Annotated in this window: 19 protein-coding genes; 6 read left to right on the top strand and 13 right to left on the bottom strand. The window is 76.0% G+C overall.

Annotated features, from left to right (window positions below; translation table 11 throughout):
* Window positions 1–11 precede the first annotated feature (11 nt).
* Window positions 12–2,354: a putative bifunctional diguanylate cyclase/phosphodiesterase gene (locus AB8M62_RS03195; RefSeq protein ID WP_369068628.1), complete on the bottom strand. Its 2,343-nt coding sequence runs from the start codon at window positions 2,352–2,354 to the stop codon at window positions 12–14.
* Entirely contained in the window at window positions 2,351–3,532 is a 1,182-nt protein-coding gene (locus AB8M62_RS03200) for an FIST signal transduction protein (protein WP_369068629.1), read from the bottom strand. The genes AB8M62_RS03195 and AB8M62_RS03200 overlap by 4 nt, the downstream gene beginning before the upstream one ends.
* 204 nt (window positions 3,533–3,736) lie before the next feature.
* On the opposite strand from AB8M62_RS03200, the gene AB8M62_RS03205 reads away from it, so the two are divergent.
* Entirely contained in the window at window positions 3,737–4,633 is an 897-nt protein-coding gene (locus AB8M62_RS03205; protein WP_369068630.1) for a glycerophosphodiester phosphodiesterase, read from the top strand.
* A 40-nt stretch (window positions 4,634–4,673) separates the two neighbouring features.
* Here AB8M62_RS03205 and AB8M62_RS03210 read toward each other — a convergent pair whose 3' ends face one another.
* Window positions 4,674–6,218 (bottom strand): xylulokinase, encoded by a 1,545-nt coding sequence (locus tag AB8M62_RS03210; protein WP_369068631.1) that lies wholly within the window; start codon window positions 6,216–6,218, stop codon window positions 4,674–4,676.
* A gap of 82 nt (window positions 6,219–6,300) precedes the next feature.
* A complete protein-coding gene (locus AB8M62_RS03215) occupies window positions 6,301–7,173 on the bottom strand; it encodes a DeoR/GlpR family DNA-binding transcription regulator (RefSeq protein ID WP_369068632.1) in 873 nt (290 codons plus the stop codon).
* Between the two features lie 401 nt (window positions 7,174–7,574).
* Here AB8M62_RS03215 and AB8M62_RS03220 point away from each other — a divergent pair, with 401 nt between their 5' ends.
* The 4 genes from AB8M62_RS03220 (at window position 7,575) to AB8M62_RS03235 (ending at window position 12,109) form a co-directional block, all read left to right on the top strand.
* A complete protein-coding gene (locus tag AB8M62_RS03220) occupies window positions 7,575–9,152 on the top strand; it encodes a sugar ABC transporter ATP-binding protein (protein ID WP_369052445.1) in 1,578 nt (525 codons plus the stop codon).
* Complete coding sequence (locus AB8M62_RS03225) at window positions 9,149–10,153, top strand: ABC transporter permease (protein WP_369052444.1); 1,005 nt, start codon at window positions 9,149–9,151, stop codon at window positions 10,151–10,153. The genes AB8M62_RS03220 and AB8M62_RS03225 overlap by 4 nt, the downstream gene beginning before the upstream one ends.
* Window positions 10,154–10,215: 62 nt before the next feature.
* Window positions 10,216–11,274, top strand: coding sequence for a substrate-binding domain-containing protein (locus tag AB8M62_RS03230; protein WP_369052564.1), 1,059 nt, complete (start codon window positions 10,216–10,218; stop codon window positions 11,272–11,274).
* 55 nt (window positions 11,275–11,329) lie between these two features.
* Window positions 11,330–12,109 carry a GolD/DthD family dehydrogenase gene (locus AB8M62_RS03235; protein WP_369052443.1) on the top strand — a complete coding sequence of 260 codons (780 nt, stop codon included), beginning with the start codon at window positions 11,330–11,332 and terminating at the stop codon, window positions 12,107–12,109.
* A 49-nt stretch (window positions 12,110–12,158) separates the two neighbouring features.
* Here the strand turns inward: AB8M62_RS03235 and AB8M62_RS03240 are convergent, their stop codons facing one another.
* The 9 genes from AB8M62_RS03240 to AB8M62_RS03280 all read right to left on the bottom strand — a co-directional run bounded on the left by AB8M62_RS03240 (window position 12,159) and on the right by AB8M62_RS03280 (window position 24,044).
* On the bottom strand, window positions 12,159–13,832 hold the full coding sequence (locus AB8M62_RS03240) for a DNA repair helicase XPB (RefSeq protein ID WP_369052442.1): 1,674 nt from the start codon (window positions 13,830–13,832) through the stop codon (window positions 12,159–12,161).
* 109 nt (window positions 13,833–13,941) lie between these two features.
* Window positions 13,942–14,349, bottom strand: a complete 408-nt coding sequence (locus tag AB8M62_RS03245) for a hypothetical protein (RefSeq protein ID WP_369052441.1) — start codon at window positions 14,347–14,349, stop codon at window positions 13,942–13,944.
* A gap of 92 nt (window positions 14,350–14,441) precedes the next feature.
* Window positions 14,442–16,805: a helicase-associated domain-containing protein gene (locus tag AB8M62_RS03250; protein ID WP_369068633.1), complete on the bottom strand. Its 2,364-nt coding sequence runs from the start codon at window positions 16,803–16,805 to the stop codon at window positions 14,442–14,444.
* Window positions 16,806–16,845: 40 nt separating this feature from the next.
* Complete coding sequence (locus tag AB8M62_RS03255; RefSeq protein ID WP_369052439.1) at window positions 16,846–18,327, bottom strand: GH1 family beta-glucosidase; 1,482 nt, start codon at window positions 18,325–18,327, stop codon at window positions 16,846–16,848.
* A gap of 71 nt (window positions 18,328–18,398) precedes the next feature.
* Window positions 18,399–19,292, bottom strand: coding sequence for a carbohydrate ABC transporter permease (locus AB8M62_RS03260; RefSeq protein ID WP_369052438.1), 894 nt, complete (start codon window positions 19,290–19,292; stop codon window positions 18,399–18,401).
* Entirely contained in the window at window positions 19,292–20,323 is a 1,032-nt protein-coding gene (locus AB8M62_RS03265) for a carbohydrate ABC transporter permease (protein ID WP_369052437.1), read from the bottom strand. The genes AB8M62_RS03260 and AB8M62_RS03265 overlap by 1 nt, the downstream gene beginning before the upstream one ends.
* Window positions 20,324–20,408: 85 nt before the next feature.
* Window positions 20,409–21,716 carry an ABC transporter substrate-binding protein gene (locus AB8M62_RS03270; protein ID WP_369052436.1) on the bottom strand — a complete coding sequence of 436 codons (1,308 nt, stop codon included), beginning with the start codon at window positions 21,714–21,716 and terminating at the stop codon, window positions 20,409–20,411.
* A gap of 224 nt (window positions 21,717–21,940) precedes the next feature.
* On the bottom strand, window positions 21,941–22,957 hold the full coding sequence (locus tag AB8M62_RS03275) for a LacI family DNA-binding transcriptional regulator (RefSeq protein WP_369052435.1): 1,017 nt from the start codon (window positions 22,955–22,957) through the stop codon (window positions 21,941–21,943).
* 67 nt (window positions 22,958–23,024) lie between these two features.
* On the bottom strand, window positions 23,025–24,044 hold the full coding sequence (locus AB8M62_RS03280) for a sigma-70 family RNA polymerase sigma factor (RefSeq protein ID WP_369052434.1): 1,020 nt from the start codon (window positions 24,042–24,044) through the stop codon (window positions 23,025–23,027).
* 121 nt (window positions 24,045–24,165) lie between these two features.
* Between AB8M62_RS03280 and AB8M62_RS03285 the strand changes: the two genes are divergently transcribed.
* A complete protein-coding gene (locus AB8M62_RS03285) occupies window positions 24,166–24,912 on the top strand; it encodes a sulfite exporter TauE/SafE family protein (protein WP_369068634.1) in 747 nt (248 codons plus the stop codon).
* The last annotated feature ends 17 nt before the right edge of the window (window positions 24,913–24,929 follow it).

Raw genomic sequence — 24,929 nt, forward strand, 5'->3', positions numbered from 1 at the left:
CCCGCTCGCCCTCAGCCCGCCGGTACCGCCGCCGGGACCGGCGGGCTGAGGGCGGCGGGCAGGTCGGCGGCCGGCACCGGCCGGGACCAGTGGTAGCCCTGTGCCTGGTCGCAGCCGAGCCGGCGCAGCAGCGCCCCCTCCTCGGCGCTCTCCACGCCCTCGGCGACCGTCTCCAGCCCCAGCGCCTGCGCCAGGCCGATGACCGTGCGCACGACGGCGGTGTCCTCGTCGCGGCCCATCGCCCGCACGAACGAGCGGTCGATCTTCAGCACGTCCACCGGCAGCCGGCGCAGGTACGACAGCGAGGAGTACCCCGTCCCGAAGTCGTCCACGGCGATCCGCACGCCCAGGGCGCGCAGCGCCGCCAGCACCTCGCGGGCGGTGTCGCCCTCCTGCACGAACACCGTCTCGGTGATCTCCAGGACCAGCGCGGTCGCCGGCAGGCCGGTGTCCGCCAGCACGGCGCGCACCTCCTCGACCAGCCCGGGGGCCAGCTGCGCCACCGACAGGTTCACCGCCACCGTCAGGTCGGGGTGCCCGGCCGGCCCGGCGCGCCAGGCCGCGGCCTGCGCGCACGCCGTGGCCAGCACCCAGCGGCCCACCTCGGCGATGGCGCCGCTGCGCTCGGCGGCGCCGATGAACCGGTCGGGGCCCAGCAGCCCGCGGCGCGGGTGCTGCCAGCGCACCAGCGCCTCCACGCCCGTGGTGCGCCCGTCGGCCAGCCGCACGACCGGCTGGTGGTGCAGCACCAGCTCCCCGCGCGCGGCCGCCCCCTCCAGGTCGGCCTCCAGCTCCAGCCGGTCCGCGCGCGCCTCGTGCAGCGAGCGCCGGAACACCTCGACGCGGGCGCGGCCGGGCTCGGCGGGCCGGCAGGTGCCGTGCTTGGCCTCGTACATGGCGGTGTCGGCGTCGCGCAGCAGCGTGGCGCCCACCGTCCCCTCGTGCCCGGGCGCGGCCACGCCCACGCTGCAGCCCACGCTCAGCGCGTGCCCCTCGTGCTCGACGGGCTGGCGCAGCCGGGCCACCAGCCGCTCGGCCACCTGCTGCGCGGCGGCCAGGTCCGCCCCGCGCAGCACCACCGCGAACTCGTCGCCGCCCAGCCGGGCGGCGGTGTCGTCCTGGCGCAGGCAGTCGCGCACCCGGTCCGCGCACGCGCGCAGCACCGCGTCGCCGGCCTCGTGGCCGTAGCGGTCGTTAACGGCCTTGAACCCGTCCAGGTCCAGGTACAGCAGGGCCAGCGCCCCGCCGTCGCGCTCGTGCGCCGCCAGCGCCGCCGACAGCCGGTCCAGGAACAGGGCCCGGTTGGGCAGCCGCGTCAGCTGGTCGTAGTAGGACTCCTGCAGGCTGCGCTCGGTGTAGACGTCGTTGAGGGCCACGCTGGCCTGCTCGGTGAACGTGGTCAGCAGGTGCCGCGTCGCCGGCTCGGCGGTGCCGGGGCCGTCGAGGAGCAGCAGAGCGCCCACGGGGCGGCCCTGGGCGCGCACGGGCGCGGCCCGCCACCGGCACCCGCCGTGCTCGCCGGAGACCTCGCTGCCGGCCTCGACGGCCCGCGCGGCGTGCTCCAGGACGTCGGGGCAGTCGGGGGCGCCGTCCCCGCGGCGCACCGCGCGCACCTCCAGGCGCTCCTGCGGGCGCTCGTCCGGGCGCCCGGCCGCGGCGCGCAGCGGGTTCTCCAGCACGACGGCGACGGCGTCCCCGCCCAGCACGGTCTGCGCGCCGTCGCACAGCAGGTCCAGCAGCTCCTCCAGCGCCCACCGGTGCGACACGGCCCGCTGCAGCGTCAGCAGGGTGCTCAGGACCAGCTCGCGCTCGCGCAGGGTCCGCAGCAGCTCCTCGCGCTCGAGGGCCAGCTCCTCACCGCGCCGGCGCGCCTCCCGCTCGCGCAGCAGGGCCCGCGCGGCCTGCACCGCCTGCCCCAGCAGGCGGCCGGTGCCCAGCAGCAGCAGCCGCTCGGCGGCGTCGAGGGGCTCCTCGGCGCGCGCGACGACCAGCCGGGCGGTCCCGGGGGCGGTGTCCGGTCCGGCCGCCTCGGTGGGCACGGGGGCCGAGGCCACGTCCACGTCGCTCATCCCGGCCAGCCGCGCCGGTGCCGCGGGGTCCACGCCCAGGGCGGTGACGACGGCCTCGCCGGCCGGCCCGGCGACCACGCCGAGCGCCGCCAGGACGCGGTCGCCCTCGACGACGGCGGCCACCTCGCAGTCCAGCTGCTCGGCGATCCACTGCACCGCGCGCTGCGCCATCCGCTCCGGGCCGCCGGCGTGCGCCAGCGCGGCCAGCAGCTCGACCAGCTGCAGGCCCTGCTGCAGACCGGCCGCGACCGCGGCGCCCTCGGCGGCGCTGCGCGCGCCGTTCACAGCGCCAGGGCGACGACGGTCTGGTTGTGGCAGCCCGCCGCGCCCGAGACCCGCGCGATCTCCCCACAGCTGTACGACAGGACGACGTCGTCCGTGGCGGCGGCCGTCAGCGCCGAGCGGGCCTCGCGCACGTGCCCGGTGCTGCTGAGCAGCTCGCGCCGGGCCACGCAGCTGAAGACGACCATGCCCACCGGGTCCGCCCCCTCCAGCGCGGCGACCGCCTGCTCGCAGGCCTCGCCGGCACCGGCGACCATCTGCTCCTCGTCGCCGGCCATGACGTGCACGAGGCTGCCCAGCGGCACCTCGGACACGAACGACAGCGTGCGCGCGACCGGGTCCGTGCCCGTGACCGTGCGCACCTCCTCCCGGCGGCGGCGCACCAGCCCCAGCGGGTGCGCGTAGCCGAGCGCGGCCAGCCGCCCGGGCGCCAGCGACGCCGCGGCGCAGTCCTCGCCGAGCAGCGCCGACAGGCGCTCCAGGTAGACGTCCAGGGCGGGGCGGCCGTCGAGGGCGCGCACGGTCAGGCCGTCGGAGTCGGTGACGACCAGGGGGTCGCCGACGCGGTGCAGGCCGTGCGCGGCGCCCACGCCCAGCGGGCGGTCGGTGGCGATGGTGACGCCCACGAGGGCGTTCTCCAGCACCTGACCGCCCAGCAGCTGCCAGCTGCGGAAGGCGACGAGGTCGCCGTCGGAGCCGCCGCCGACGATCGGCACGCCCGGGCCCAGCTCGGAGTAGGCGCCGCGCACGACCGCCTGCTGCTGGCCGTCGGTGCCGGCCGGCAGCAGCACGTGGGTTGCGTGGGCGCGCTCGGCCCCGCGGCAGGCGGCGGCCACCTCGGCGCCGCGCGCGAACGGGTCGGCGGCGGTGCTGGCCGCGGCCCGCGCCTCCAGGCCGGGGCCGCCCAGCGCCGTGACGACGACGTCGGCGGGCGCGTCCGCCCGGCCCGCGAACGTGGTGGTGGTGCTGGTGCCGGCGACCACGGCACCGCCCGCGGCCTCCTGCGCGCCGCGGGCCACGGCGCGCAGGTCCAGGTCCCAGCGGGCCATGACGAGCAGCAGCGCGGCGGGGCGGCCGGCGCGGGCCTCCTCGACGGCGCGCGCGGTCGCGGCGGCGGTGCCGGCGCTGTCGCCGGCGACGGCGCGGGCGGAGCTGACGGACACCCAGCGGTCTGCGGTCACGGGAGCGTCATCGGCGGGCCGGGTCGGGGAGTTGACAGCGCGCGCTCTCACGGCACCCGTCCGGATGACGGGCGCCGGCGGCGCGGCTCCAGCGCCGGGCCGGGCGTGCCGATGCCGCACGGGTACGTCACCGGCCCGCCCGCCGCGCCGGTACCCGCCTCCGGCGCTCCCCGCAGCGCCGGACCGAGACGATCCGAGGTCACCGTGGGAGAGCGCCGGGACACCACCGCGCCGCCGCTCGTCATCGCCCACCGCGGCTACTCCGCGGTCGCGCCGGAGAACACCCTGGCCGCGTTCGAGGCGGCGCTGCGCGCCGGCGCCGACGTGGTCGAGACCGACCTGCGCCCGGCCGCCGACGGCCAGGTCGTGCTCGTCCACGACGCCGAGGTCGACGCCACCACCGACGGCCGCGGGCCGGTGGGCGGCTTGACCGCCGCCGACCTGGCCCACCTGGACGCCGGCTCGTGGTTCTCCGGCGCCTACCGCGGCCAGCGCCTGCCGCTGCTGGCCGACCTGCTCGACCTGCTCGCCGAGCACCCCGGCGCCCGGCTGCTGCTGGAGCTGAAGGAGGTGTGGACCCCCGAGCAGGTCGCCGCCGTCCTGCGGCAGGTGCACCGCGCGCGGGCCGCGGACCGGGTGGTGCTGCAGAGCTTCGAGCTGCTCACCCTGCGCCGGGTGCGCGACCAGGCCCCGCGGGTGCGCCTCGCCGTCCTGGTGGACGACCTGCCGGCCGACGCCGCCGCCCGGGCGCGGGTCCTGCGCCGCGACCTCGGCGTCGTGGCGTGCAACCCGGGCGCGGCCGCGCTGGTGACCCGGCCGGGTCTGGTCGCCGACCTGCACGGGGCCGGGCTGCAGGTCTGGCCCTGGACGGTGGACGCGCCCGCGCTGTGGGAGCACGTCGTCGGGCTCGGCGTGGACGGTGTCATCACCAACCGCCCCGACGGGCTGCGCGGCTGGCTGGAGGCCCGGCGCCCGCGCGACGAGCGGCCGGCGGACCCGTCCGCCCTGCTGCTGACCGCCCTGGCGCAGCGCTCGCGCGCCGACCGCGGTGGGTGCCCCCCGCCGGTACCGGTGCCCGTGCCGGCGCTCCGGTCCGCGTAGCCGCGCGGGGGCGCCGCGGCCGGTGGGCGGCGTGGACGGGTCAGGTGGCCGGGCCGGCCCCGTCGCCGGCCGTCCCGGTGCGCAGGCGGGACAGGCCCGGGAAGAGCGGCCGCAGCCGGGGGTACAGCTGCGCGTGCAGCCCGGCGGCCTCCTCGTAGACCGCGCGCGGGCGCGGGTCGGGCTCCAGGACGGCGCCGGTGCCCGTCATGGCGCCCACGACGTCGCCCAGGTCGCCCGAGCCGGTCAGCCCCACCGCGGCCGCGGCCAGCACGCCCGCGCCCAGCGCCGTCGTCTCCGGCTCGCGGGCGACGAGGACGCGGCGCTGCAGGACGTCGGCGAGGATCTGCGTGAACAGCGGCGAGCGGGCCGCGCCGCCCGTGACCACGACCTCCTCCACGGCCGTGCCGGTGTCCTGCTCCAGCAGGTGCAGGTTCGCCCGCTCCTCGTAGGCCAGGCCCTCCAGCACCGCCCGGTACATCTCGGCGCGCCCGTGCTCCTCGGCGAGCCCGACGAACGCCCCGCGCGCGTGGGGGTCCCAGTGGGGCGTCTCGGCGCTGCTGAGGTACGGCAGGAACAGCAGCCCGCGCGCGCCGGCGGGCACGTCGGCGGCCAGCCGCTCCAGGCGCTCCTCGCGCCGCTCGCCGGTCAGCCCGGACAGCGCGTCGCGGAACCAGCCGATCGACAGGGCGCCCGAGGGCAGCAGCGCCTCCAGCACGTACGCGCCGGCGAGCGGGCTGGCCAGGGTGCGGTAGGCGGCGGCCCAGCGGTAGCCGGGGGAGTGCACGCCCAGCGTCAGCGCCGTGCCCAGGTTCAGGTACGCCCGGCCGGGCACCAGCGCACCCGAGCCCAGCCCGGCGCACTGGCCGTCGCCGGCGCCGGCCACCACGGGCAGGCCCTCGGGCAGCCCGGTGCGGCGGGCGGCCGCGGCGCCCAGGCCGCCGAGGGAGGCGCCGGGCGCCACCAGGGCGGGCAGCTGGTCCACCGCCAGCCCGGCGGCGGCCACCAGCTCCGGCGACCAGCGCAGGTGCTGCATGTCCAGCAGCGACAGCGGGTCCGCGCTGGCCCAGCTCGTGGACCGGGTGCCGGTCAGCAGGCGCACGAGGTAGCCGTGCACGTCCAGCACGAGGGCGGTGCGCCGCAGCACCCGCGGCTCGTGCTCGGCCAGCCAGGCGAGCTTGTACAGGCTGGGGGCCGTCGAGGGCGGCTTGCCCGACAGCTCGTGCACGCGCGCGGAGCCGAGCCGCGCGATCTGCTCGCCGGCGCGGGTGTCCAGCCACAGCACGCCCGGGCGCAGCGGGCGGTCGTCGGCGTCCAGGCACACGAAGGTCTCGCGCTGGTGGGTGACCGCGAGGGCGGCGGGCCGGTGGTCCGGGCCCAGGGCCCGGACCGCGCCGGCCAGGGCGCCGGCGGTCGCCCCCCACCAGTCGGCGGGGTCCTGCTCCTGCCACCCCGGTCGCGGGGAGGTGCGGTGGTAGGGGACGCGGGCCTCGGCGACGGTCCTGCCGGCGGCGTCGAAGGCGACGGCCTTGGCGCCGGTCGTCGAGCAGTCCACGGCCAGCACGACCGGGCCGGCGGAACGGGACATGCGCTGCCTTCGACGGGACGGGCGGCCGGGACCGCGCGGGCCCTGCGGATGCTAGCCCGGTACCGTCCCGGACTCCCGTCGATCACCCCCGGCGCGGTGGGGCCGCGCCGGGGGCCTGCGCGGTGCCGGGCGGCGGGGCGACGACCACCTCGATCCCGGCCTGCCGCAGCCGCTGGACGTCCTCGGCGCGGGTGCTCCCGTCGACCACCACGACGTCGAAGTCGCTCAGCGGGGCCAGGGCGTGCAGGGCCCGGCGCTGGAACTTCGTGGAGTCCACGTACAGGACGCGCTTGCGCGCCACCTCGAGCATGGCCCGCTTGACCAGCACCGTGTCGTGGTGCTGGTGGAAGCACGTGTCGTCGGTGATGGCGGACGTCGACATGAACGACACGTCGGCGCGCATGCCGCGCAGCGCGCCGATGCTGACGCTGCCCATGTAGGCGTCGCACCACTGGAAGTACTGCCCGCCGGTGGAGATCAGGTTGATCCCCCGCTGGCCGGTCAGCTCGTCCAGGACGCGCTGGAAGTTCGTGATGACCGTCAGCGGCTGGCGCTGCGGCAGCAGGCGCGCCAGGTGCACCCCGGTGGTGGAGTCGTCGAGGATCACCGCCTGGCCCGGCTCGACGAAGGCCGCCGCCGCCTCGGCGACCGCCCGCTTGGCGCGCTCCTGCTGGCGCGTGCGGAACTCGGTGCTCGCCTCGAACAGGCTCGTGGCCTCGGCGGTGACGACGCCGCGCGACTTGCGCAGCAGGCCCTGCGCGGCGAGCGCGTCGAGGTCGCGGTGCACCGTCATCGAGCTGACGCCGAACTCCTCGGCCAGGTCCTCGATGCGCACCGAGCCCGCGCCCAGCACCCGGTCCGTGATGGCCTCGTGCCGCTCGGCCTGCCGCAGGCCGTGCCGGCGCGCGCCCGCGCCGCCGCCCCGGCCGCTCGCGCCGCTCCTGTCCCGGTCCACGTGCCCTCCCTCCGTGCTCCCGCCCGCCGCCGCGCGGACGGCCCGGCCCCGCGGCGCGGGGTTCCGCGGGAGCGAACGGCGGGGGCGCGGGGAACGTGCCCGGGATGTTACATCCCACGCGCTTGACGTGGTTTGGAACGTGTGTGATGTTACGTCTCGCCGGGGCGGACGCACCGGCCGCGGTGAGGCACCGGCGCGGTCCGAAGGTGGGCCGCACCGCCCGCACCCGGCCGCCGCCCGGCGCAGCACACCCCCGCAGCACACCCCCGCAGCACACCCCCGCGGCGCGCGTCCGCCGTCCCCTCCCACGTCCCCCCACGCCCCGACGGAGGACCCATGAGCCCGGAGCACCCGCTCCGCCGCACGTCCCGGACCCCCCGCCGCACCCCCGGCGGCCCGCGGTGAGCGGCGCCGCACCGGCGGTCCTGGAGTGCCGGGACCTGCGCAAGTCCTTCGGCGGCGTCCCCGTGCTCAAGGGCGTCTCGCTCGCCCTGGAACCGGGCACCGTCACGGCCCTGGCCGGGGAGAACGGCGCCGGCAAGTCGACGATGATGAAGATCGCCTCGGGGCAGTACCGCGCCGACGGCGGCACCGTCGCGGTGCGGGGGGAGGAGCTGCACCCCGGCGACCTGCGGGCCGCGCGCCGCCTCGGGGTCGCGATCGTGCCGCAGGAACTGGCCTCCATCGCCCACATGACGGTCTACGAGAACCTCTTCGTGGGCCGCGAGCTGAAGACCCGCCTGGGAACGCTGGACCGCCGCGCCATGGCGCGCGAGGCCGCCCGGCTGCTCGACGGGTTCGGCGTGGACATCGACCCGGGCGCGCGCGTCGGCACGCTCCCGGTCGGCGTGCAGCAGATCGTCGAGATCGTCAAGAACTCCAGCTGGGGCGCGCGGGTCCTGCTCCTCGACGAACCCAGCTCCGCCATCTCCGAGCGCGAGGTCGAGGGCCTCTACCGGGTCGTGCGCAAGCTGCGCGACGAGGGCGTGGCCATGGTGTTCACCACCCACAAGATGGAGGAGATCCGGGCCCTGGCCGACCGGGTCGTGGTCCTGCGCGACGGCGGTCTCGTGCTCGACGCGCCCATGAGCGCCACGGGCGACGACGACATCGTCACGGCGATGATCGGCCGCGAGCTGGAGGACCTGTTCCCCCCGGTGCGCACCGTCCCCGCCGACGCCGACGTGGTGCTCGACGTGCGCGACCTCGAGGTCGCCGGCGCGCCCGCGCCGGTGTCGCTGCAGGTGCGCCGCGGCGAGGTCCTCGGGCTGGCCGGACTGGTCGGCGCGGGGCGCACCGAACTGCTCGAGGCCCTCTTCGGCGTGCGCCGCACGAACGGCGGGACCGTGCGCGTCGCGGGCCGCGAGGTGCGGCGCAACGCGCCCGCGGCGGCCATCGCCGCCGGGGCCGCCCTCGTGCCCGAGGACCGCAAGCACGCCGGTGCCGTCCTCGGCATGAGCGTGCTGGACAACGGGTCCCTGCCCCGGCTGTCCGCGTTCTCGGTCGCCGGGTGGCTGCGGGGCCGCGCCCGCAGCGAGGCGGTGGGCGAGGCGATGAGCTCGGTCCGGCTGCGCAGCCGCGGCCTGGGCCAGGACGTCGGCACCCTCTCGGGCGGCAACCAGCAGAAGGTCGTGCTGGCCCGCTGGCTCACCGGCGACGTCCAGGTCCTCCTGCTCGACGAACCCACCCGCGGCGTCGACGTCGGCGCCCGCTCGGAGATCTACCGGATCATCACCGAGCTGGCCGCGCGGGGGATGGCCGTGGTGATGGCCTCCTCCGACATGCCCGAGGTCCTGGGGCTGTCCCACCGCGCGCTGGTGGTGCGCGGCGGGCAGGTGGTCGGGGAGCTCGACCGCGACGCCCTCGACCGCTCCGACGTGCAGGACCTCATCTTCCGCCTCAGCTCCGGCCTGGAGCAGCGCCGAGGCACCCCGGCGGCCGACGCCGCCACCACCCCGCGAGAGGACGGACCGCGATGACCACCGACGTGAACCAGGCACCGGCCACGCCGGCGCCCGAGGCGAGGCGCCGCTTCAGCCGCGAGTGGATCGTGGCCCAGCTGATCCGGCGGGCGATGCTCATCGTGATGCTGCTGGTCATCGCCTTCTTCAGCTACCGCAGCCTGCGCTTCACCAGCCCGGACAACCTGCAGACCATCCTCATCGCCGCCGCGCCGTTCGCGCTCATCGCGCTGGGGCAGACGCTGGTCATCCTCACCGGCGGCATCGACCTGTCCGTGGGCAGCGTCATCGCCGTCTCCGGGATGACCGCCGCCGCCGTCGCCAAGGCCAACCCGGGTCAGGTGTGGCTGACGGTCCTGTCCGCGATGCTCGTGGGGCTGCTGGCCGGTTCGGTCAACGGGTTCCTCGTCTCCCGGATCGACGTCCCGCCCTTCATCGCCACCCTGGGCATGCTCACCGCCGGTTCCGGCACCGCCTACGTCATCGGCGGCGGCGCGCCCATCAACGGCCTGCCCGCGGAGTTCGGCAGCATCGCCAACACCACCGTGGCCGGGCTGCAGATCCCGGTCATCGTGATGATCGTCGGGATCGTGGGCTTCGGGGTCATGATGCGCCGCACCGCCTACGGCATGCGCATCTACGCCGTCGGCGGCAACCGCACCGCCGCCGAGATCGCCGGCGTGCCCGCGCGCCGGACCCTGTTCAGCGTCTACGCCATCTCCGGCCTGCTGGCCGGCCTGTCCGGCGTGATGCTCGCCTCCCGCGTCATCTCCGGGCCCCCGAACCTGGGGCAGGGCTACGAGCTGGACGCCATCGCCGCCGTCGTCATCGGCGGCGCCAGCCTCATGGGCGGGCGCGGCACCGTGTGGGGCACCGCCCTGGGCCTGCTGCTCATCCAGACCCTCAACAACGGCCTGGACCTGCTGCTGGTCCCGGCGTACTGGCAGAACGTCATCAAGGGCGTCCTGATCGTCGCGGCCGTCGCCGTCGACGTCTGGTCCACCAAGCGCCGCACCTGACGCGGCCCACCACCCCGACACGACCCCACCCACGACCCCCACCCCCGGAGGAGACCACCGTGCTGCGCTTCACCAGGACGTTCACCGGCATCGCCGCCGCAGGCCTCGCCCTGTCCCTGACCGCCTGCGGGGCGGGCGATCCCACCGCCGGCGGCGGTGGGGAGGACGGCGGCGGCGGGCTGCGCGTCGGCGTCAGCGTCTACGACATGAGCTCGTTCATCACCGCCGGCCGCGAGGGCATGGAGGCCTACGCCGAGGCCAACGACATCGAGCTGCTGTGGAACTCCGCCAACCTCGACGTCAACACCCAGGCCAGCCAGGTCGAGCAGTACGTCAACGCCGGCGTCGACGCCATCATCGTCGTCCCCGTGCAGGCCGACTCCCTCGGCCCGCAGGTCGAGGCCGCCAACGCCGCGGGCATCCCCATCCTCGACGTCAACGCCAGCCTGAACAGCGACGCGCTGTCGGCCAGCGTCCTGCCCGACGACGTCGCGGCGGGCGCGGAGGAGATGCGGATGATGGCCGAGGAGCTGGGCGGCGAGGGGAACATCGTCGTCCTGCAGGGCCCGCTCGGGCAGTCCGGCCAGATCGACCGGCAGGAGGGCATCGACCAGGTCCTCGCCGAGTACCCCGGCATCACCGTCCTCGCGCAGGACACCGCGAACTGGAAGCGCGACGAGGCCGTCAACAAGATGAAGAACTGGATCTCCGGCTTCGGCGACGAGATCGACGGCGTCGTCTCCCAGAACGACGACATGGGCCTGGGCGCCCTGGCGGCGCTGAAGGAGGCCGGGATGGACAAGCCGGTCGTCGGCATCGACGGCATCGAGGACGGGCTGAACGCCGTCGAGAGCGGCGACTTCATCGGCACCATGCTGCAGAACGGCACCGTCGAGCTCGCCGCCGGCCTGGCCGTCGCCGCGGCCCTCGCCCGCGGCGAGGAGGTGCCGAGCGACCCGGTGTACGTGATGCCGCGCATCACGCAGGAGAACGTCGCCGTGGCGAAGGAGCACGTCGTCACCGGCCGCGACGCCTTCCTGGCGGACCTGCCCGACCTCATCGCGCAGAACCTGGAGTCGGGGAACATCGCCTACGAGGGCATCCCCGGCCAGGAGCAGTGACACCCGCCCCCGCCCGCGGGGCAGCGGGCCCACCCACCCACTCCAGGAGCGCGCCATGAGCACCGCACCCCAGTCCGACGCCGACGTCGACCTCGGTCTCCGCCTCGACGGGCGCGTCGCGCTCGTGACCGGCGGGGCCTCCGGCATCGGCAGCGCCATCGCCGAGGTGTTCGCCGACCGCGGCGCCCGGATCGTCGTCGCCGACCTCAAGCTGGACGCCGCCCGCGAGCGCGCCGAGCAGCTCGGCGGCGGGGCCTTCGCCGTCGAGGTCGACGTGTCCTCCCCGGAGTCGGTGCGCACGGCCGTCGAGGAGGCCGTCGCGCGCGCCGGTCGCGTCGACGTCCTCGTCAACTGCGCCGGCATCGTGGACCTGGCACCCGCCGAGGAGCTGGGCGAGCGGGCGTGGGAGCGGACGCTGGCCATCAACCTCAGCGGCACGTTCCACGTCTCGCAGGCCGTCGGCCGGCACATGCTCGCCGCCGGGGGCGGGAAGATCGTCAACATGGCCTCGCAGGCGGCCACGGTCGCGCTGGACGGGCACGCCGCCTACTGCGCCTCCAAGGCGGGCGTGCTCGGGCTGACCCGGGTGCTGGCCTCCGAGTGGGGCGGGCGCGGGATCACGGTCAACGCGATCTCGCCGACGGTCGTGCTCACCGAGCTGGGCCGCAAGGCGTGGGAGGGCCCGAAGGGGGAGGCCGCGAAGGCGCAGATCCCGACCGGCCGCTTCGCCCTGCCGCGCGAGATCGCCGGCGCCGCCCTGTTCCTGGCCTCCGGCGCCGCGGACATGGTCAACGGCGCCGACCTCGTCGTCGACGGCGGCTACACGATCCGCTGACACCACTGACCACCGCCCGCGCCGGGACCCCCGGCGCGGGCGGCGGCGGTCAGCCCGGCAGCACGCCGTCCGCGTCCGGCACGCCGCCGTCGATGTCGTCGGCGTCCACGATCCGGTAGGCGTAGCCCTGCTCGGCCAGGAACCGCTGCCGGTGGGCGGCGAAGTCCTGGTCCTTGGTGTCCCGCGAGACGACCGTGTAGAAGCGCGCCGAGCCGTGGTCGCCCTTGGGGCGCAGGACGCGGCCCAGGCGCTGAGCCTCCTCCTGGCGCGAGCCGAACGCGCCCGAGACCTGGATGGCGACCTTCGCCTCCGGCAGGTCCAGCGAGAAGTTCGCCACCTTGGACACCACCAGGGTGCTCACCTCCCCGGCGCGGAACGCGTCGAACAGCCGCTGGCGCTCCTTGACGCTGGTGTCGCCCTTGACGACGGGGGCGTCCAGCCGCGCGGCCAGGTCGTCCAGCTGCTCGATGTACTGGCCGATGACGAGCGTCGGCTCCCCGGCGTGCTGGGCGACGAGCTTCTCCACCACCCGCGACTTCTCCGCCGACGTCGCGCACAGGCGGTAGCGGTCCTCGTCGTCGGCCGTGGCGTACAGCAGCCGCTCGTGCTCGGGCAGCGTGACGCGCACCTCGACGCAGTCGGCGGGCGCGATGTAGCCCTGCGCCTCGATGTCCTTCCACGGCGCGTCGTAGCGCTTGGGGCCGATGAGCGAGAACACGTCGCCCTCGCGGCCGTCCTCGCGCACGAGCGTCGCCGTCAGGCCCAGCCGGCGGCGCGCCTGCAGGTCGGCGGTCATCCGGAAGATCGGCGCGGGCAGCAGGTGGACCTCGTCGTAGACGATGAGGCCCCAGTCGCGCGCGTCGAACAGCTCCAGGTGCGGGTAGACGCCCTTCCGCTTGGTCGTCACCACCTGGTAGGTGGCGATCGTGACGGGGCGGACCTCCTTGCGGGCGCCGGAGTACTCGCCGATCTCGTCCTCGGTCAGCGAGGTGCGCTTGAGCAGCTCGTCGCGCCACTGGCGCGCGGAGACCGTGTTGGTGACGAGGATCAGCGTGGTGGCGCGCGCGCGGGCCATCGCGGCGGCCCCCACGAGGGTCTTGCCCGCCCCGCACGGCAGGACGACGACGCCGGAGCCGCCGTGCCAGAAGCCGTCGACGGCCTGCGACTGGTAGGGCCGCAGCGTCCAGCCGTCCTCGGCCAGGTCCACCGGGTGCGCCTCGCCGTCGACGTAGCCGGCCAGGTCCTCCGCGGGCCAGCCCAGCTTCAGCAGCACCTGCTTGAGGTTGCCGCGCTCGCTGGGGTGCACGAGCACGGTGTCGCCGCTCAGGCGCTGCCCGAGCAGCGGCGCCGCCTTCTTCGAGCGCAGCACCTCCTCCAGCACGGGCGCGTCCAGCGCGCGCAGGACGAGGCCGTTCTCGGGGTCGGCGACCAGCTGCAGGCGGCCGTAGCGGGCCATCGTCTCGGCGACGTCGACCAGCAGGGCGTGCGGCACCGAGTAGCGGGAGAACTCCAGCAGCACGTCGACGACCTGTTCGGCGTCGTGCCCGGCGGCGCGGGCGTTCCACAGGCCCAGCGGCGTCAGCCGGTAGGTGTGCACGTGCTCGGGGGCGCGCTCCAGCTCGGCGAAGGGCGCGATGGCGGCGCGCGCGGCGGCGGCGCGGGGGTGGTCGACCTCGAGCAGCAGCGTCTTGTCGCTCTGGACGATGAGGGGGCCGTCGTTCACGGGCCGGGGCTCCAGGGGGTCGGGGGCGGGTCCTCCCGGGTGCTCACCGGGGTGCTCCAGGGTGCAACGGCGCGGCGGGCGCGCGGCTTCCCGCCGCGCTCAGCCGCGCTCAGACGTCCACGGTGCCGCCGACGTCCAGGGGCGCGGGGGCGACGCCCTGCAGCAGCTGCCACAGGGCGGCGGCCCACACGACGACGAGCAGGACGAGCAGCAGCGTCAGCGCCAGGGTCGCCCACGCGCACGCCACGCCCGCCGTGACGAGCCCGCGCCCGGCCGGCGGTGCGCCCGGCGGCGCCCCCGGCGGCGGGGGAGCGGCGGCCACGGCGCGGCGCGCGCCGGGGGCCAGGACGAGCGCGACGATCGCTGCGACCCAGCCCAGCCCCGTGCCGAGCAGCACCAGCGAGCCGATGCCCGTCCACAGCACCGCGTGCGCCGCGCCGGGGGCGGGGGCGGGTGGCGCGGGGTGCGCGGGGTGCGCGGGCGGCGGGTGCGGCGCGGGCGGCGGGGACGTCGTCACCGGACGACGGTAGCCCTGGGGGCGGGCGGGCGCGGCGCCCGCGCTGGCCGCCGGCCCCACCCGCCGGCGGGCCAGGGGCCGGGCCGCCGGGGTCAGCTCGCGGCGGCCACGCCGGTGACGCGGTGCACCGAGAAGGAGCGCACGGCGCCGGAGGCGCGGTCGTAGGCGGTCACCCGCCCGCCGTCCACCCCGACGGGTTCGACGAGGTGCCGGCTGCCGAGGCCGTCGGCGTCGACGTAGCCGACCCACACGGCCCGGCGCTGCCCGGCGGCCTCGCGCAGCAGCGCCAGGGACGTGGCCGGGTCCAGCGGCGGCAGCGGCGGGGCGTCGGCGTGCGCGGCGCGGCGCTGCTCGCCGGCGGCGGCGTCCTCGTCCCCGGCGCGCAGCGCCCGCACCGCGGCGGTGAGCAGGACGGGCGCCGGCGGCCCCGGCTCGCCGGCCGCCGGGCGCGGCGCGGGCCGCGGCGGGGTGCGCAGCTGCTCGGCGGCGCGCACGAGCAGCTCGCCGTCGGGCCCTTCGGCGGCGGGGGCGACCCCGGCGGCGCGCAGCGCGGCCAGGACCTCCTCGGGGCCGGCGGCCGCGGCCAGCACGGTGGGCGCCAGCAGCCGCAGCCCCAGCCCGGCGCAGCGGCGGTCGGCGAGGAGCTGGGCCAGCAGCGCCGGGTCCTCCGCCCGCACGTACGCCCCGGCCCGCCCGACCCGCACGCGGCCGTGGCGGCGGGCCACGTCGCGCACGAGGTACTCCAGCGGCTGCGGCACGGGCGTGGCCGAGACCCCGGCCAGGAAGGACAGGACGTCGTCGGCGGTCAGTCCCTCGTCCAGGCCGCGGCGCACGCTGGCGTCGTCGAAGCGGTAGACGGTCGCGCCGCCGCGGCTCTCCACCCGCGCGACCGCGCCGAGCCGGAGGGCCAGGTCGGCGCGCAGCGGGCCGGGCGCCACGGCCGTCAGGTCGGCCTGCAGCAGCACCTCGGTGACGGGCACGGGCAGCGCGGCGGCCAGCGCCCGCTCGGCGTCCTCCTCGTCACCGGCCAGCAGCGCGCGCCCGGCCGCGGACAGCGCCCCGGCGCCCAGCACGCCCAGCCAGCCGGCCTCGCGCAGGCTCCAGCGGGCCACGTCCTCGCGCAGCCGTCCGGTGCGCCGCGGCGCCCGCCAGCGCAGCCTCGCCACGACCGCGTCGGCCTCGACGGCGTGGTCGGCCGGTGCCGAGGCGAGCAGGTCCAGCACCTCGCGGCGCACGGCGCGGGCGGCGGCGCGGTCCAGGTCGGCGCCGAGCGCGTTGCGGGGGGCGTCCCGGGCGTCGCGGCTGCCGACGAGCCCGGGCACCCGGGTGGTCGCCAGCCAGGCGGCGGCCAGGACGCGCCAGCGGCGCGGCACGTCCTCCTCGCGCCAGTCGTCGTAGGCGGGGGTCGGCAGCCAGCGCGGCTCCACGTCGCCGTCGTCGGCGACGAGCCCGGCGGCGTGGGCGAGCTCGACCACCAGCGCGGTGGTGGTCTCGTCGACCTCCAGGGCGGTGCCGGTGCGGCGCAGCTCGCGCACGCCCACCCCGCCGGCGCGCAGCACCGGCGGCGGGGCGTCCGACCACAGGGAGCACAGGGCGTCGACGAGGCGGACGGCCTCGGCCGCGGCCTCGGCGGACCCGCCGGCGACCAGCGCCGGTCGGCGCGCCGCCGCGGGCAGCGGCGGCGGCTCGCGGTCGGGGGCGCGGTGCACGCGCCCGCCGCGCAGCGCGAGGCCGACCTCGCGGGGCAGGACGACGGTGCCCGGCCCGGACACGGCCAGCAGCCCGCGCGCCAGGAGCCAGTCGACGGGGGTGCTGGAGGTGGCCGTGCGCACCTGCCGGTCGGCGCGCTCGACCGCGCCGGTGGGCGGGCCCCACATCAGGCGGTCCAGCAGCGCCCGCACGCCCTCGGGCGCCGGTCCCAGCAGGTCCGCCAGCACGTCGGCGTCGCCGAGGTGGGCGGCCAGGCGGGGCAGCGCCGTCTCGGGGTCGTGGCTGACCTCCAGGCCCAGGTCCTCCAGCAGCTCGGCCAGGCGCTGCGGCGAGCGCCGGCCCAGGGCGTCGGCCAGCGACGGGCCCAGCCCGGCCGGGTGCGGGCCCAGCAGGTCGCGCACGGCGTGCACGAGGTGCAGGCGCCGGTCGGTGCCCCACACGAGCGCCCGCCGGCGCAGCCGGTCCACCTGCTCGCCGGCCTTCGCGCCCCACGCCCGCGAGACGGCGCCCACGCCCACCGGGCCGGGCAGGACCGCGAGGACCTCGGCGACCTGCAGGGCGGGGGAGTCCAGCGCGTCCAGGGCCCGCTGGACGCTGGCGCGGGTCGTCGCGCGCGCCGCCAGCGCGGTCGTCGAGGTCGGCAGGGGGGAGACGAGGTCGGGCCGGAGGGCGAGCAGCTCCTCCAGCCCCTCGTCGGGGCGCGCCCGCAGGTCCTCGGCGAGCGTGCGCGGGGTGGCGGCGGGCACCGCACGAGGGTACGGGCGCCCGCCGCCGCTCGCCCGCCGCTCAGTCCCCGGTGGGCAGGGCGTTGGCGCCGATGACGCCGGAGTACCACCAGGCGCTGTCCTTGGGGGTGCGCACCTGGGTGTCGTAGTCGACGTGGACGATGCCGAACCGCTTGGAGAACCCGTAGCCCCACTCGAAGTTGTCGAGGAAGGACCACAGGAAGTACCCGCGCACCGGGGCGCCGGCCTCCACGGCGTCGAGCACGGCGCCCAGGTGGTCGCGCAGGTAGCGGATCCGGTCGGCGTCGTCGACGTGGCCGTCGACGAGGACGTCGGGGTAGGCCGCGCCGTTCTCGGTGACCAGCAGCTCCAGGCCGGGGTGCTCGGCGTGCATCCGCAGCAGCAGCTCGCGCATGCCGCGGGCGTCGACGCTCCAGCCCATCGCGGTCTTGTGCCCGGGCAGCTCGGGGAACTCCACGTCCTCGCACGCCGGCCACGGGCTGTGCGTGGAGGCGCCGTGCCCGTCGGCCTCGGCGCGCGGCGCCGCGCCGTCCCAGTGCCGCACGACGGTGGGGCTGTAGTAGTTCACGCCCAGGACGTCCAGCGGCTGGTGCACCAGCTCCAGGTCGCCCTCGCGCACGAACGACCAGTCGGTGACGGAGGCCGTGTCGGCCAGCACGTCGGCCGGGTAGCTGCCGCGCAGGACGGGGTCGAGGAACACGCGGTTCTGCAGGCCGTCGACGCGGCGGACCGCGTCGTGGTCGGCGTCGGTGCCGCGGTCCGTGCGCACCCACGCCAGGTTCAGCGTCAGCGCCACCCGCGCGCCGGGGGCCGCGGCGCGCACGGCGGCGGCGCCCAGCCCGTGGGCGAGGTTGAGGTGGTGCACGGCGGTGAGGGCGGCGGCCTGGTCGGTGCGCCCGGGCGCGTGCACGCCGGAGGCGTAGCCGAGGTAGGCCGAGCACCACGGCTCGTTGAGGGTGATGAAGGTCTTGACGCGGTCACCCAGGGCGCCGGCGACGATCCCCGCGTACTCGGCGAAGCGCTCGGCGGTGGCGCGGTTCGTCCAGCCCCCGGCGTCCTCCAGGGCCTGCGGCAGGTCCCAGTGGTAGAGCGTGACGGCCGGCTCGATGCCCGCGGCGAGCAGCTCGTCGACGAGGGTGCTGTAGAACTCCAGGCCCGCGGGGTTGACCGGGCCCAGGGCGTCGGCGCTCACCTGCGGGGTGATGCGCGGCCAGGCCACGGAGAACCGGTAGGCGCGCAGGCCCAGGCGCTGCATGAGCGCCACGTCCTCGCGGAAGCGGTGGTAGTGGTCGTCGGCGACGTCGCCGGTGTCGCCGCCCAGGACCTTGCCGGGGGTGCGGCTGAAGGTGTCCCAGATCGAGGGGGTGCGCCCGTCCTCCTCGGCGGCGCCCTCGACCTGGTAGGCGGCGGTGGCGGTGCCCCAGACGAAGCCGGGCGGGAAGGCGCGCACGCCCTCGCGGGGCTGGGGGCGGGCGGCGGGGACGGCCGCGGTGGTGGTGGCGGGTTCTTCGGTGGTGGTCATGCCGGTCGGGCCGCGGGGCGCGGCCCGCCTCCTCTCGGGTCGTGGGTCTCGGGCTGGGACGGGCGGGCGGGTCAGCCCTTGACGGCGCCGGCCATGATCCCGTTGACGATCTGCCGCCCCATGATCAGGAAGACGACGATCACGGGCAGCGTGCCGACGAGGGTGCCGGCCATGATGACCGACTGGTCCGGGACGTAGCCGCTGCCGAGGTTGTTCAGCGCGACCTGGACGGTGGGGTTGGAGGAGTTCAGCGCGATGACCGGCCAGAAGAACTCGTTCCAGGCCGTCATGAACGTGAGCATCCCCAGGACGGCCATGCCGGGCCGGGCGATGGGCAGGACGATGCTGAAGAACGTGCGGGTGGAGGTGGCGCCGTCCATGCGCGCGGCCTCCAGCAGCTCGTCGGGCAGCGTCTGCACGAGGTACTGGCGCATGAAGAACACGCCGAACGCCGTGACCATCGTCGGCAGGATCACCGACCACAGGTTGCCGGTCAGCTGCAGGTCGGCCATGACCATGTACAGCGGCACGACGCCCAGCGTGGGCGGGATCATCAGCGTCGCGATGGTGATGCCGAAGAACGTCGAGCGGCCCTTGAACCGCAGCTTGGCGAACGCGAAGCCGGCCAGCGTGCAGAACAGCAGGGTGGCGACGGTGATCGCCGCGGAGACGAGGAAGGAGTTCCACACGGCCAGGCCGATGTTCTGCTGCTGGAACGCCTTGACCATGTTCGACCACAGGTCAGGGCCCGGCAGCCACGGCGGCGGCGTCCGGTTCATCTCCGCCATGGGCCGGCTGCCCGCGACGATCATGTAGTAGAAGGGCACGATGAACAGGAACGCCGTCACGGCCAGCAGGACGTAGGTGAACGGCCCGGCCTGGTCGGGCGCCCGGTAGCGGCGCTTGCGGCCCTCCGGCATCGGCGCGGCGATCGACGCCTGCTGCACGGCGGTCGTGGTGGCCATCAGCGGGTTCCCTTCGCGGCGGCCCGGCGGGCCCTCCTGGCGGCGGCCTGCGCGGGGTCGCGGTCGCGCATCCGGGCGATGGACGTGTTGACCGCGACGAGCAGGATGATGATGAGGAAGGTGACCCAGGCGATCGCGGCGGCCCGCCCGAGGAACCCGAAGGTCCAGCCCTGCTGGTACATGAACAGCGTCACGGTCTGGTACTGGTTCAGCGCGCCGCCGTTGGCGGTGCCGCCGCCGAACAGCAGCGGCTCGGCGAACAGCTGGGTGGCGCCGATGGTGGAGACGACGACCGTGAACAGGATCGTCGGGCGCAGGCCCGGCAGCGTGATGTGCCAGAACTGCTGCCAGCGGTTGGCGCCGTCCAGCGAGGCGGACTCGTACAGGTCCTGCGAGATGGACTGCATGCCCGCCAGGTAGATGAGGGCGTTGTAGCCGGTCCAGCGCCAGGTCACGATGACCGCGATGGCCAGCTGGGCGGTCCAGTCGCCGTTGCGCCAGTCGATCGCGTCGACGCCGAAGAAGGAGAGCACCCAGTTGGCGAACCCGGCGTCGCGGCCGAAGATCTGCGCGAACACCAGCGTCGCCGCCGCCACCGAGGTGGCGTAGGGCATGATCATGGAGATGCGGAAGAAGTTGCGCCCGCGCATCCGGTAGTTCAGGGCGTGCGCCAGCACGAGCGCGAAGATCAGCTGCGGGACCGTGGACAGGACGCCGATGGTCAGCGTCCGCCACAGCGAGTTCCAGAACTTCTCGTTCTCGAACAGCCAACGGTAGTTGTCCAGGCCCACGAACGTCGAGGTCGACGACCCCAGCTTCTGCTCGTACAGGCTGATCCACGCCGTGTAGACCAGCGGGAAGAGGCCGAAGGCGAGGAAGAGGAGGAAGAACGGGGCGATGTAGGCGTACGGGGCGCCCTTCTCCTCCGCGCGGAACAGCCGCTGCTTCCACGTGAGCTTCTCCGCCACGACCACCCGCGGCGGTGGGCCGGCCGGTGCGGGCGGTGAGGTGGTGGTGGTGGAGGTGGTCATGTCGTCTCCTGGTCGACGGGGCCTGGCGGGGGAGGGGGAGCCGGCCGGCGGGGGACCCGCCGGCCGGCTCCGTGTCCGGCTCGGCTCAGCCGATCTGGTTGCTGATCTCGGACTCGGCGTTCGCCCACGCCTCGTCCGGGCTGACGCCGTTGGCCTCGACCGACAGCAGGGCCTGGGTCAGGGCCGTCTTGATGACGCCGTCGCCCTCGCCCAGGATCTGGGTCGGGGCCGCCTGCGCGGAGTCGGAGAAGATCTGCCCGATGGGCGCGCCCTGGAAGTACTCGTCCGTGGTGTCGCCGACGAGCTCGATGCCCTGGGTGTTGGACGGGAAGTTGCCGACGTTGGTGAAGACCTCGGCCTGCTGCTCCGCGTCGGTCATCCACTTGATGAGCTTGGCGGCCTCCTCCTTGTTCTCGGAGGCCTCCGGGATCGCGAGGTAGGAGCCGCCCCAGTTGCCGCCGGCGCCGCCGGGGAGCGAGGTGACGTTCCACAGGCCGGAACCGGCGTCACCGGCCTTGCCCTTGATGTAGCCGATCATCCAGGACGGGCAGGCGATGGTGGCGAAGGCGCCGGAGGCGAAGCCGGGGTCCCAGTTCGGGTCGTTGAACTGCTCCAGCTTGGCGGTCAGGCCCTCCTGACCGGCCTCGGCGGCGGTGTCGAAGGCCTCGCGGACGGCGGGGTTGGTGTCCCAGACCGGCTCGCCGGACTCGTCGTAGTAGATGGTCTCCTCGGTGGAGACGATCGCGTTGTACAGACCGCCGCTGAAGTCGGTCCAGGCGGAACCCGCCGGGGCGGCGGCCTGGTACTGGCGGCCCAGGTCCAGGTAGGCGTCCCAGTCGGTCATCGCCGTGGCCAGCTCGGCCGGGTCGGTGGGCAGGCCGGCCTGCTCCAGCAGGTCGCTGCGGTAGCAGATGCCCATCGGGCCGATGTCGGTGCCCAGGGCGAGGACCTTGCCGTCGGCGGTGGTGGCGGCGTCGGCCTTCCACTCCAGGTAGTTCGGGACCTGGTCGGCGGTCTCGAACTGGCTCAGGTCGGCCCACTTGTCGGACTGGTTGGCCACGACGTCGGCGATGCGGGCGACCTCGATGCCCTGGACGTCGGCCAGGCCGGTGCCGGACTGCAGCTTGGTCTGCAGCGCCGGCCAGTACTTCGACTCGCCCTGCGTCGACTCGTACTGGATCTCGATGTCGGGGTTGAGCTCCTCGTACCGGTCGAACAGGCCGGACTCCTCGAAGCCCATCGTGCCGAACAGCGCGACGCTGATGACGGTCTTGCCGTCGGCGGTGGTGCCGCTGCTCTCGGTGTCGGCGCCCGCCGAGCTGCAGCTGGTGAGCAGGAGGGCGCCCGAGACGAGGGCAGCCGCTCCGGCCAGGGTCTTCTTCTCCAGGGACATGGCTGATCTCCTCGCAGGCCCCGCCGTCGGGGCTGATCGTCGTCGATCGGTCTGTGCGAGAGAGCGCTCTCACTGGTGGTGCGGTGGAGTTGAGAGCGCTCTCACGGGGTCGCACCAGAGTGACGGGAACCACGGCGGGTGTCAACACCCTCGGGGGAAGTGCTCACCCGGACCCGGGCGGCTCCCCGTCCGGACGGTCCGGCGGGGGCGGCGGACGGGTGGGGTCAGGCGGTGGCGCGCCGCACCAGCTCGGTGCCCACGACGACCGGGGCCGGGGCGGGGGAGCCGTCGACCATCACCAGCAGCATCCGCGCCAGTTCCCGGCCCATCTCCACGACCGGCTGGTGCACGGTCGTCAGCGGCGGGGTGGCCGCGGCCGCCAGCGGCGCGTCGTCGAAACCGACGACGCGCACGTCCCCGGGCACGCTGCGGCCGGCCGCGGCCAGCGCCTGCAGCGCCCCGGCGGCCATGAGGTCGTTGGCGACGAACAGCCCGTCGAGGTCGGGCAGGCGCCCCAGCAGCTCCTCGGTGGCCGCGCGCCCGCCCGCCACGCTGAAGTCGCCCGTGGCGACCAGCCGGCGCGAGGGCCGGCGCCGGTGCGCCCGCAGCTCCTCCTCGAAGCCCGCGAGGCGGTCCTGGCCCACGCGCATGTCCATCGGGCCGGTCACCGTCGCCACCCGGCGGCAGCCGGACTCCAGCAGGTGGCGCGCGGCCACGCGCGCCCCGCCGACGTTGTCGGCCGACACCCACGGCACCGCGGAGGCGTCGTCGTAGGGCCGGCCCGAGAGCACCACCGGGATGCCGGCCTCGCGCAGGTGGTCCGGCAGCGGGTCCGGCCCGTGCACCGAGACGAGGATCGCGCCGTCGACGTGCCCGCCGCGCGCGTAGCGCTCGAACCGCTCGCGCTCGGCGGCCGTGGACAGCGTCACGAGCACCAGCTGCACCTCGCGCTGGGCCAGCACGCTCTGCGCACCGCTGAGCACCAGCGGGAAGTAGGAGTCGGAGAAGAACCGCTCCACGGGCTCGACGACGACGAGCGCCACCGAGCCGCTGCGGCGGGTCACCAGCGCCCGCGCCGCCTGGTTGGTGACGTAGCGCAGTTCCGCGGCCGCGTGCAGCACGGCCTCGCGGGCCGCGGGGCTGACCTTCGTCGACCCGGCCAGCACCCGCCCCGCCGTGGCGCGCGAGACGCCGGCGCGCGCGGCGACGGACTCCAGGGTGGGCGCGCTCGGGCTCGGCACGGTCGCTCCTGAGGGTCGGGGGTGCGGGGACGGTGCCCCACTGTCCCACCACCCGCGCCCGCCGGTGTCAGGTCCGGGCGGGTGGCGTGCGGTCGATCCCGAACAGGTCCCACAGGCGGGTGTCGAGGAACGAGGTGATCCGGTGGATCCGCCCGTCGCGCAGCTCCAGGGCCTGCAGCGCGAACGGCACGAGGGAACCGCCGGGCCCCACCGGCTTCCAGTGCGCGAACGCGGGGCCGCCGTTGAGGGCGACCGGCTTCAGGACGGAGCCCTCGCACTGCCGGCCCGGGCCGCGCATCCAGGCCACGACGTCGTCGGCGCCCTCCAGCCACAGCTCGAACGGCGGCATGTTCTGGGTGACGTCGTCGGCCAGCAGGGCGACGAAGCGCTGCATGTCGTAGCTCTCGAAGGCGGCGACGTACTCGTCGAGGAGCTTCCGGTGGCGCTCGTCCAGGGGCGCCGGCGGAGCGTCGACGTCGGGGCGGGTGGCCAGCGTGGCGCGGGCGCGCTGCAGGGCGGAGTTCACCGACGCCGTCGTCGTGCCCAGCAGCTCGGCGACCTCCTCGGCCCGCCAGCGCAGCACCTCGCGCAGCACCAGGACGGCGCGCTGGCGCGGGGGCAGGTGCTGCAGGGCGGCCACGAACGCCAGCCGCACCGACTCGCGAGCCACCGCGACGTCGGCGGGGTCGCCCGCCTCCGGCAGCACCCGGGCGTCGACCATCGGCTCCAGCCAGGTGTCCTCCGGGCGGCGGGCCGCCAGCGACGCCTCGACCGGCTCCCACGCCGTGGCGGACAGGTCCATCGGCCGCGCGCGGCGCGTGCGGCCCTCGAGCATCGTCAGGCACACGTTGGTGGCGATCCGGTACAGCCAGGAGCGCAGCGCGGAGCGCCCCTCGAAGCCGTCGATGCTCCTCCAGGCGCGCAGCAGCGTCTCCTGGACGGCGTCCTCGGCGTCGAAGGCGGACCCGAGCATCCGGTAGCAGTAGCCGGTGAGCTCGCCGCGGTGGGCGGCGAGGCGCGGTTCGAGGTCGGCGGGCGCGACCCCGCCGGGCACGGAGCTGGTGGCGGTCGATGTGGTCACGGTCACAGACAAGCACGGAGGTCCGACACGGCGGGAGACCCCGAGGAGGACCTGTCGGCGACCTGGTGACGACGTCCCGGTGGACCTCGCGCGGGACGCGCCGCGCGGTGCGGCACCCTGGAGCACCGTGTCCGCGACCGAGCTGCTCCTGCTCCTGCTCGCCGGGACGGGGGCCGGGCTCGTCGGGTCGACGGCCGGCCTGGCCTCGCTGGTCTCCTACCCGGCGCTGCTGGTCGCCGGGCTGCCGCCGCTGGCGGCCAACGTCACCAACACCGTCGCCCTGTTCGGGACCACCGTGGGCGCCGCCGCCGGCTCGCGCCCCGAGCTGCGCGGGCAGGGGCGGCGCCTGGCGCGGCTGCTGCCGGTCGCGGCCGCGGGCGGGGCCACCGGGGCGGTCCTGCTGCTCGCGCTGCCGGCGGACACCTTCGAGGTCGTCGTCCCCTTCCTCGTCGCCGGCGCCTCCCTCGTGCTGCTGCTGCAGCCGCGGGTGCAGCGCCTGCGGCCCGGCCGGGTGTCCGCGCGCAACCCGCTGGTGCTGCTGGCGCTGTTCGCGGTCGGCCTGTACGGCGGGTACTTCGGCGCCGCGGCGGGCGTGCTGATGCTCGCGCTGGTGGAGGTCCTGCACGAGCAGTCGCTGGCCCGCAACAACGCGCTGAAGAACCTCATGACGGGCGCCGCGAACACGGTCGCCGCGGTGGGGTTCGCGCTGTTCGGGCCGGTGCAGTGGGCCGCCGCCCTCGCCCTCGGCGCCGGCTGCTACCTCGGCGGCCGCCTCGGCCCGGTGATCGTGCGGCGCGTCGACGCGCGCGTGCTGCGGGTGCTCATCGCGCTGGCCGGGCTGGTGCTGGCCGTGCGGCTGTGGACGGGGCGCTGAGCGTCCACCGGTGAGTC

The organism is Kineococcus terrestris, assembly GCF_041020755.1.
Lineage (GTDB): Bacteria > Actinomycetota > Actinomycetes > Actinomycetales > Kineococcaceae > Kineococcus > Kineococcus terrestris.

Bases quoted from the DNA above. Each gene is read 5' to 3' on its own strand.
- AB8M62_RS03235 (WP_369052443.1), top strand. From the start codon at position 11,330: ATGAGCACCGCACCCCAGTCCGACGCCGACGTCGACCTCGGTCTCCGC.
- AB8M62_RS03270 (WP_369052436.1), bottom strand. From the start codon at position 21,716: ATGTCCCTGGAGAAGAAGACCCTGGCCGGAGCGGCTGCCCTCGTCTCG.
- AB8M62_RS03260 (WP_369052438.1), bottom strand. From the start codon at position 19,292: ATGGCCACCACGACCGCCGTGCAGCAGGCGTCGATCGCCGCGCCGATG.
- AB8M62_RS03210 (WP_369068631.1), bottom strand. From the start codon at position 6,218: ATGTCCCGTTCCGCCGGCCCGGTCGTGCTGGCCGTGGACTGCTCGACG.
- AB8M62_RS03225 (WP_369052444.1), top strand. From the start codon at position 9,149: ATGACCACCGACGTGAACCAGGCACCGGCCACGCCGGCGCCCGAGGCG.
- AB8M62_RS03255 (WP_369052439.1), bottom strand. From the start codon at position 18,327: ATGACCACCACCGAAGAACCCGCCACCACCACCGCGGCCGTCCCCGCC.
- AB8M62_RS03265 (WP_369052437.1), bottom strand. From the start codon at position 20,323: ATGACCACCTCCACCACCACCACCTCACCGCCCGCACCGGCCGGCCCA.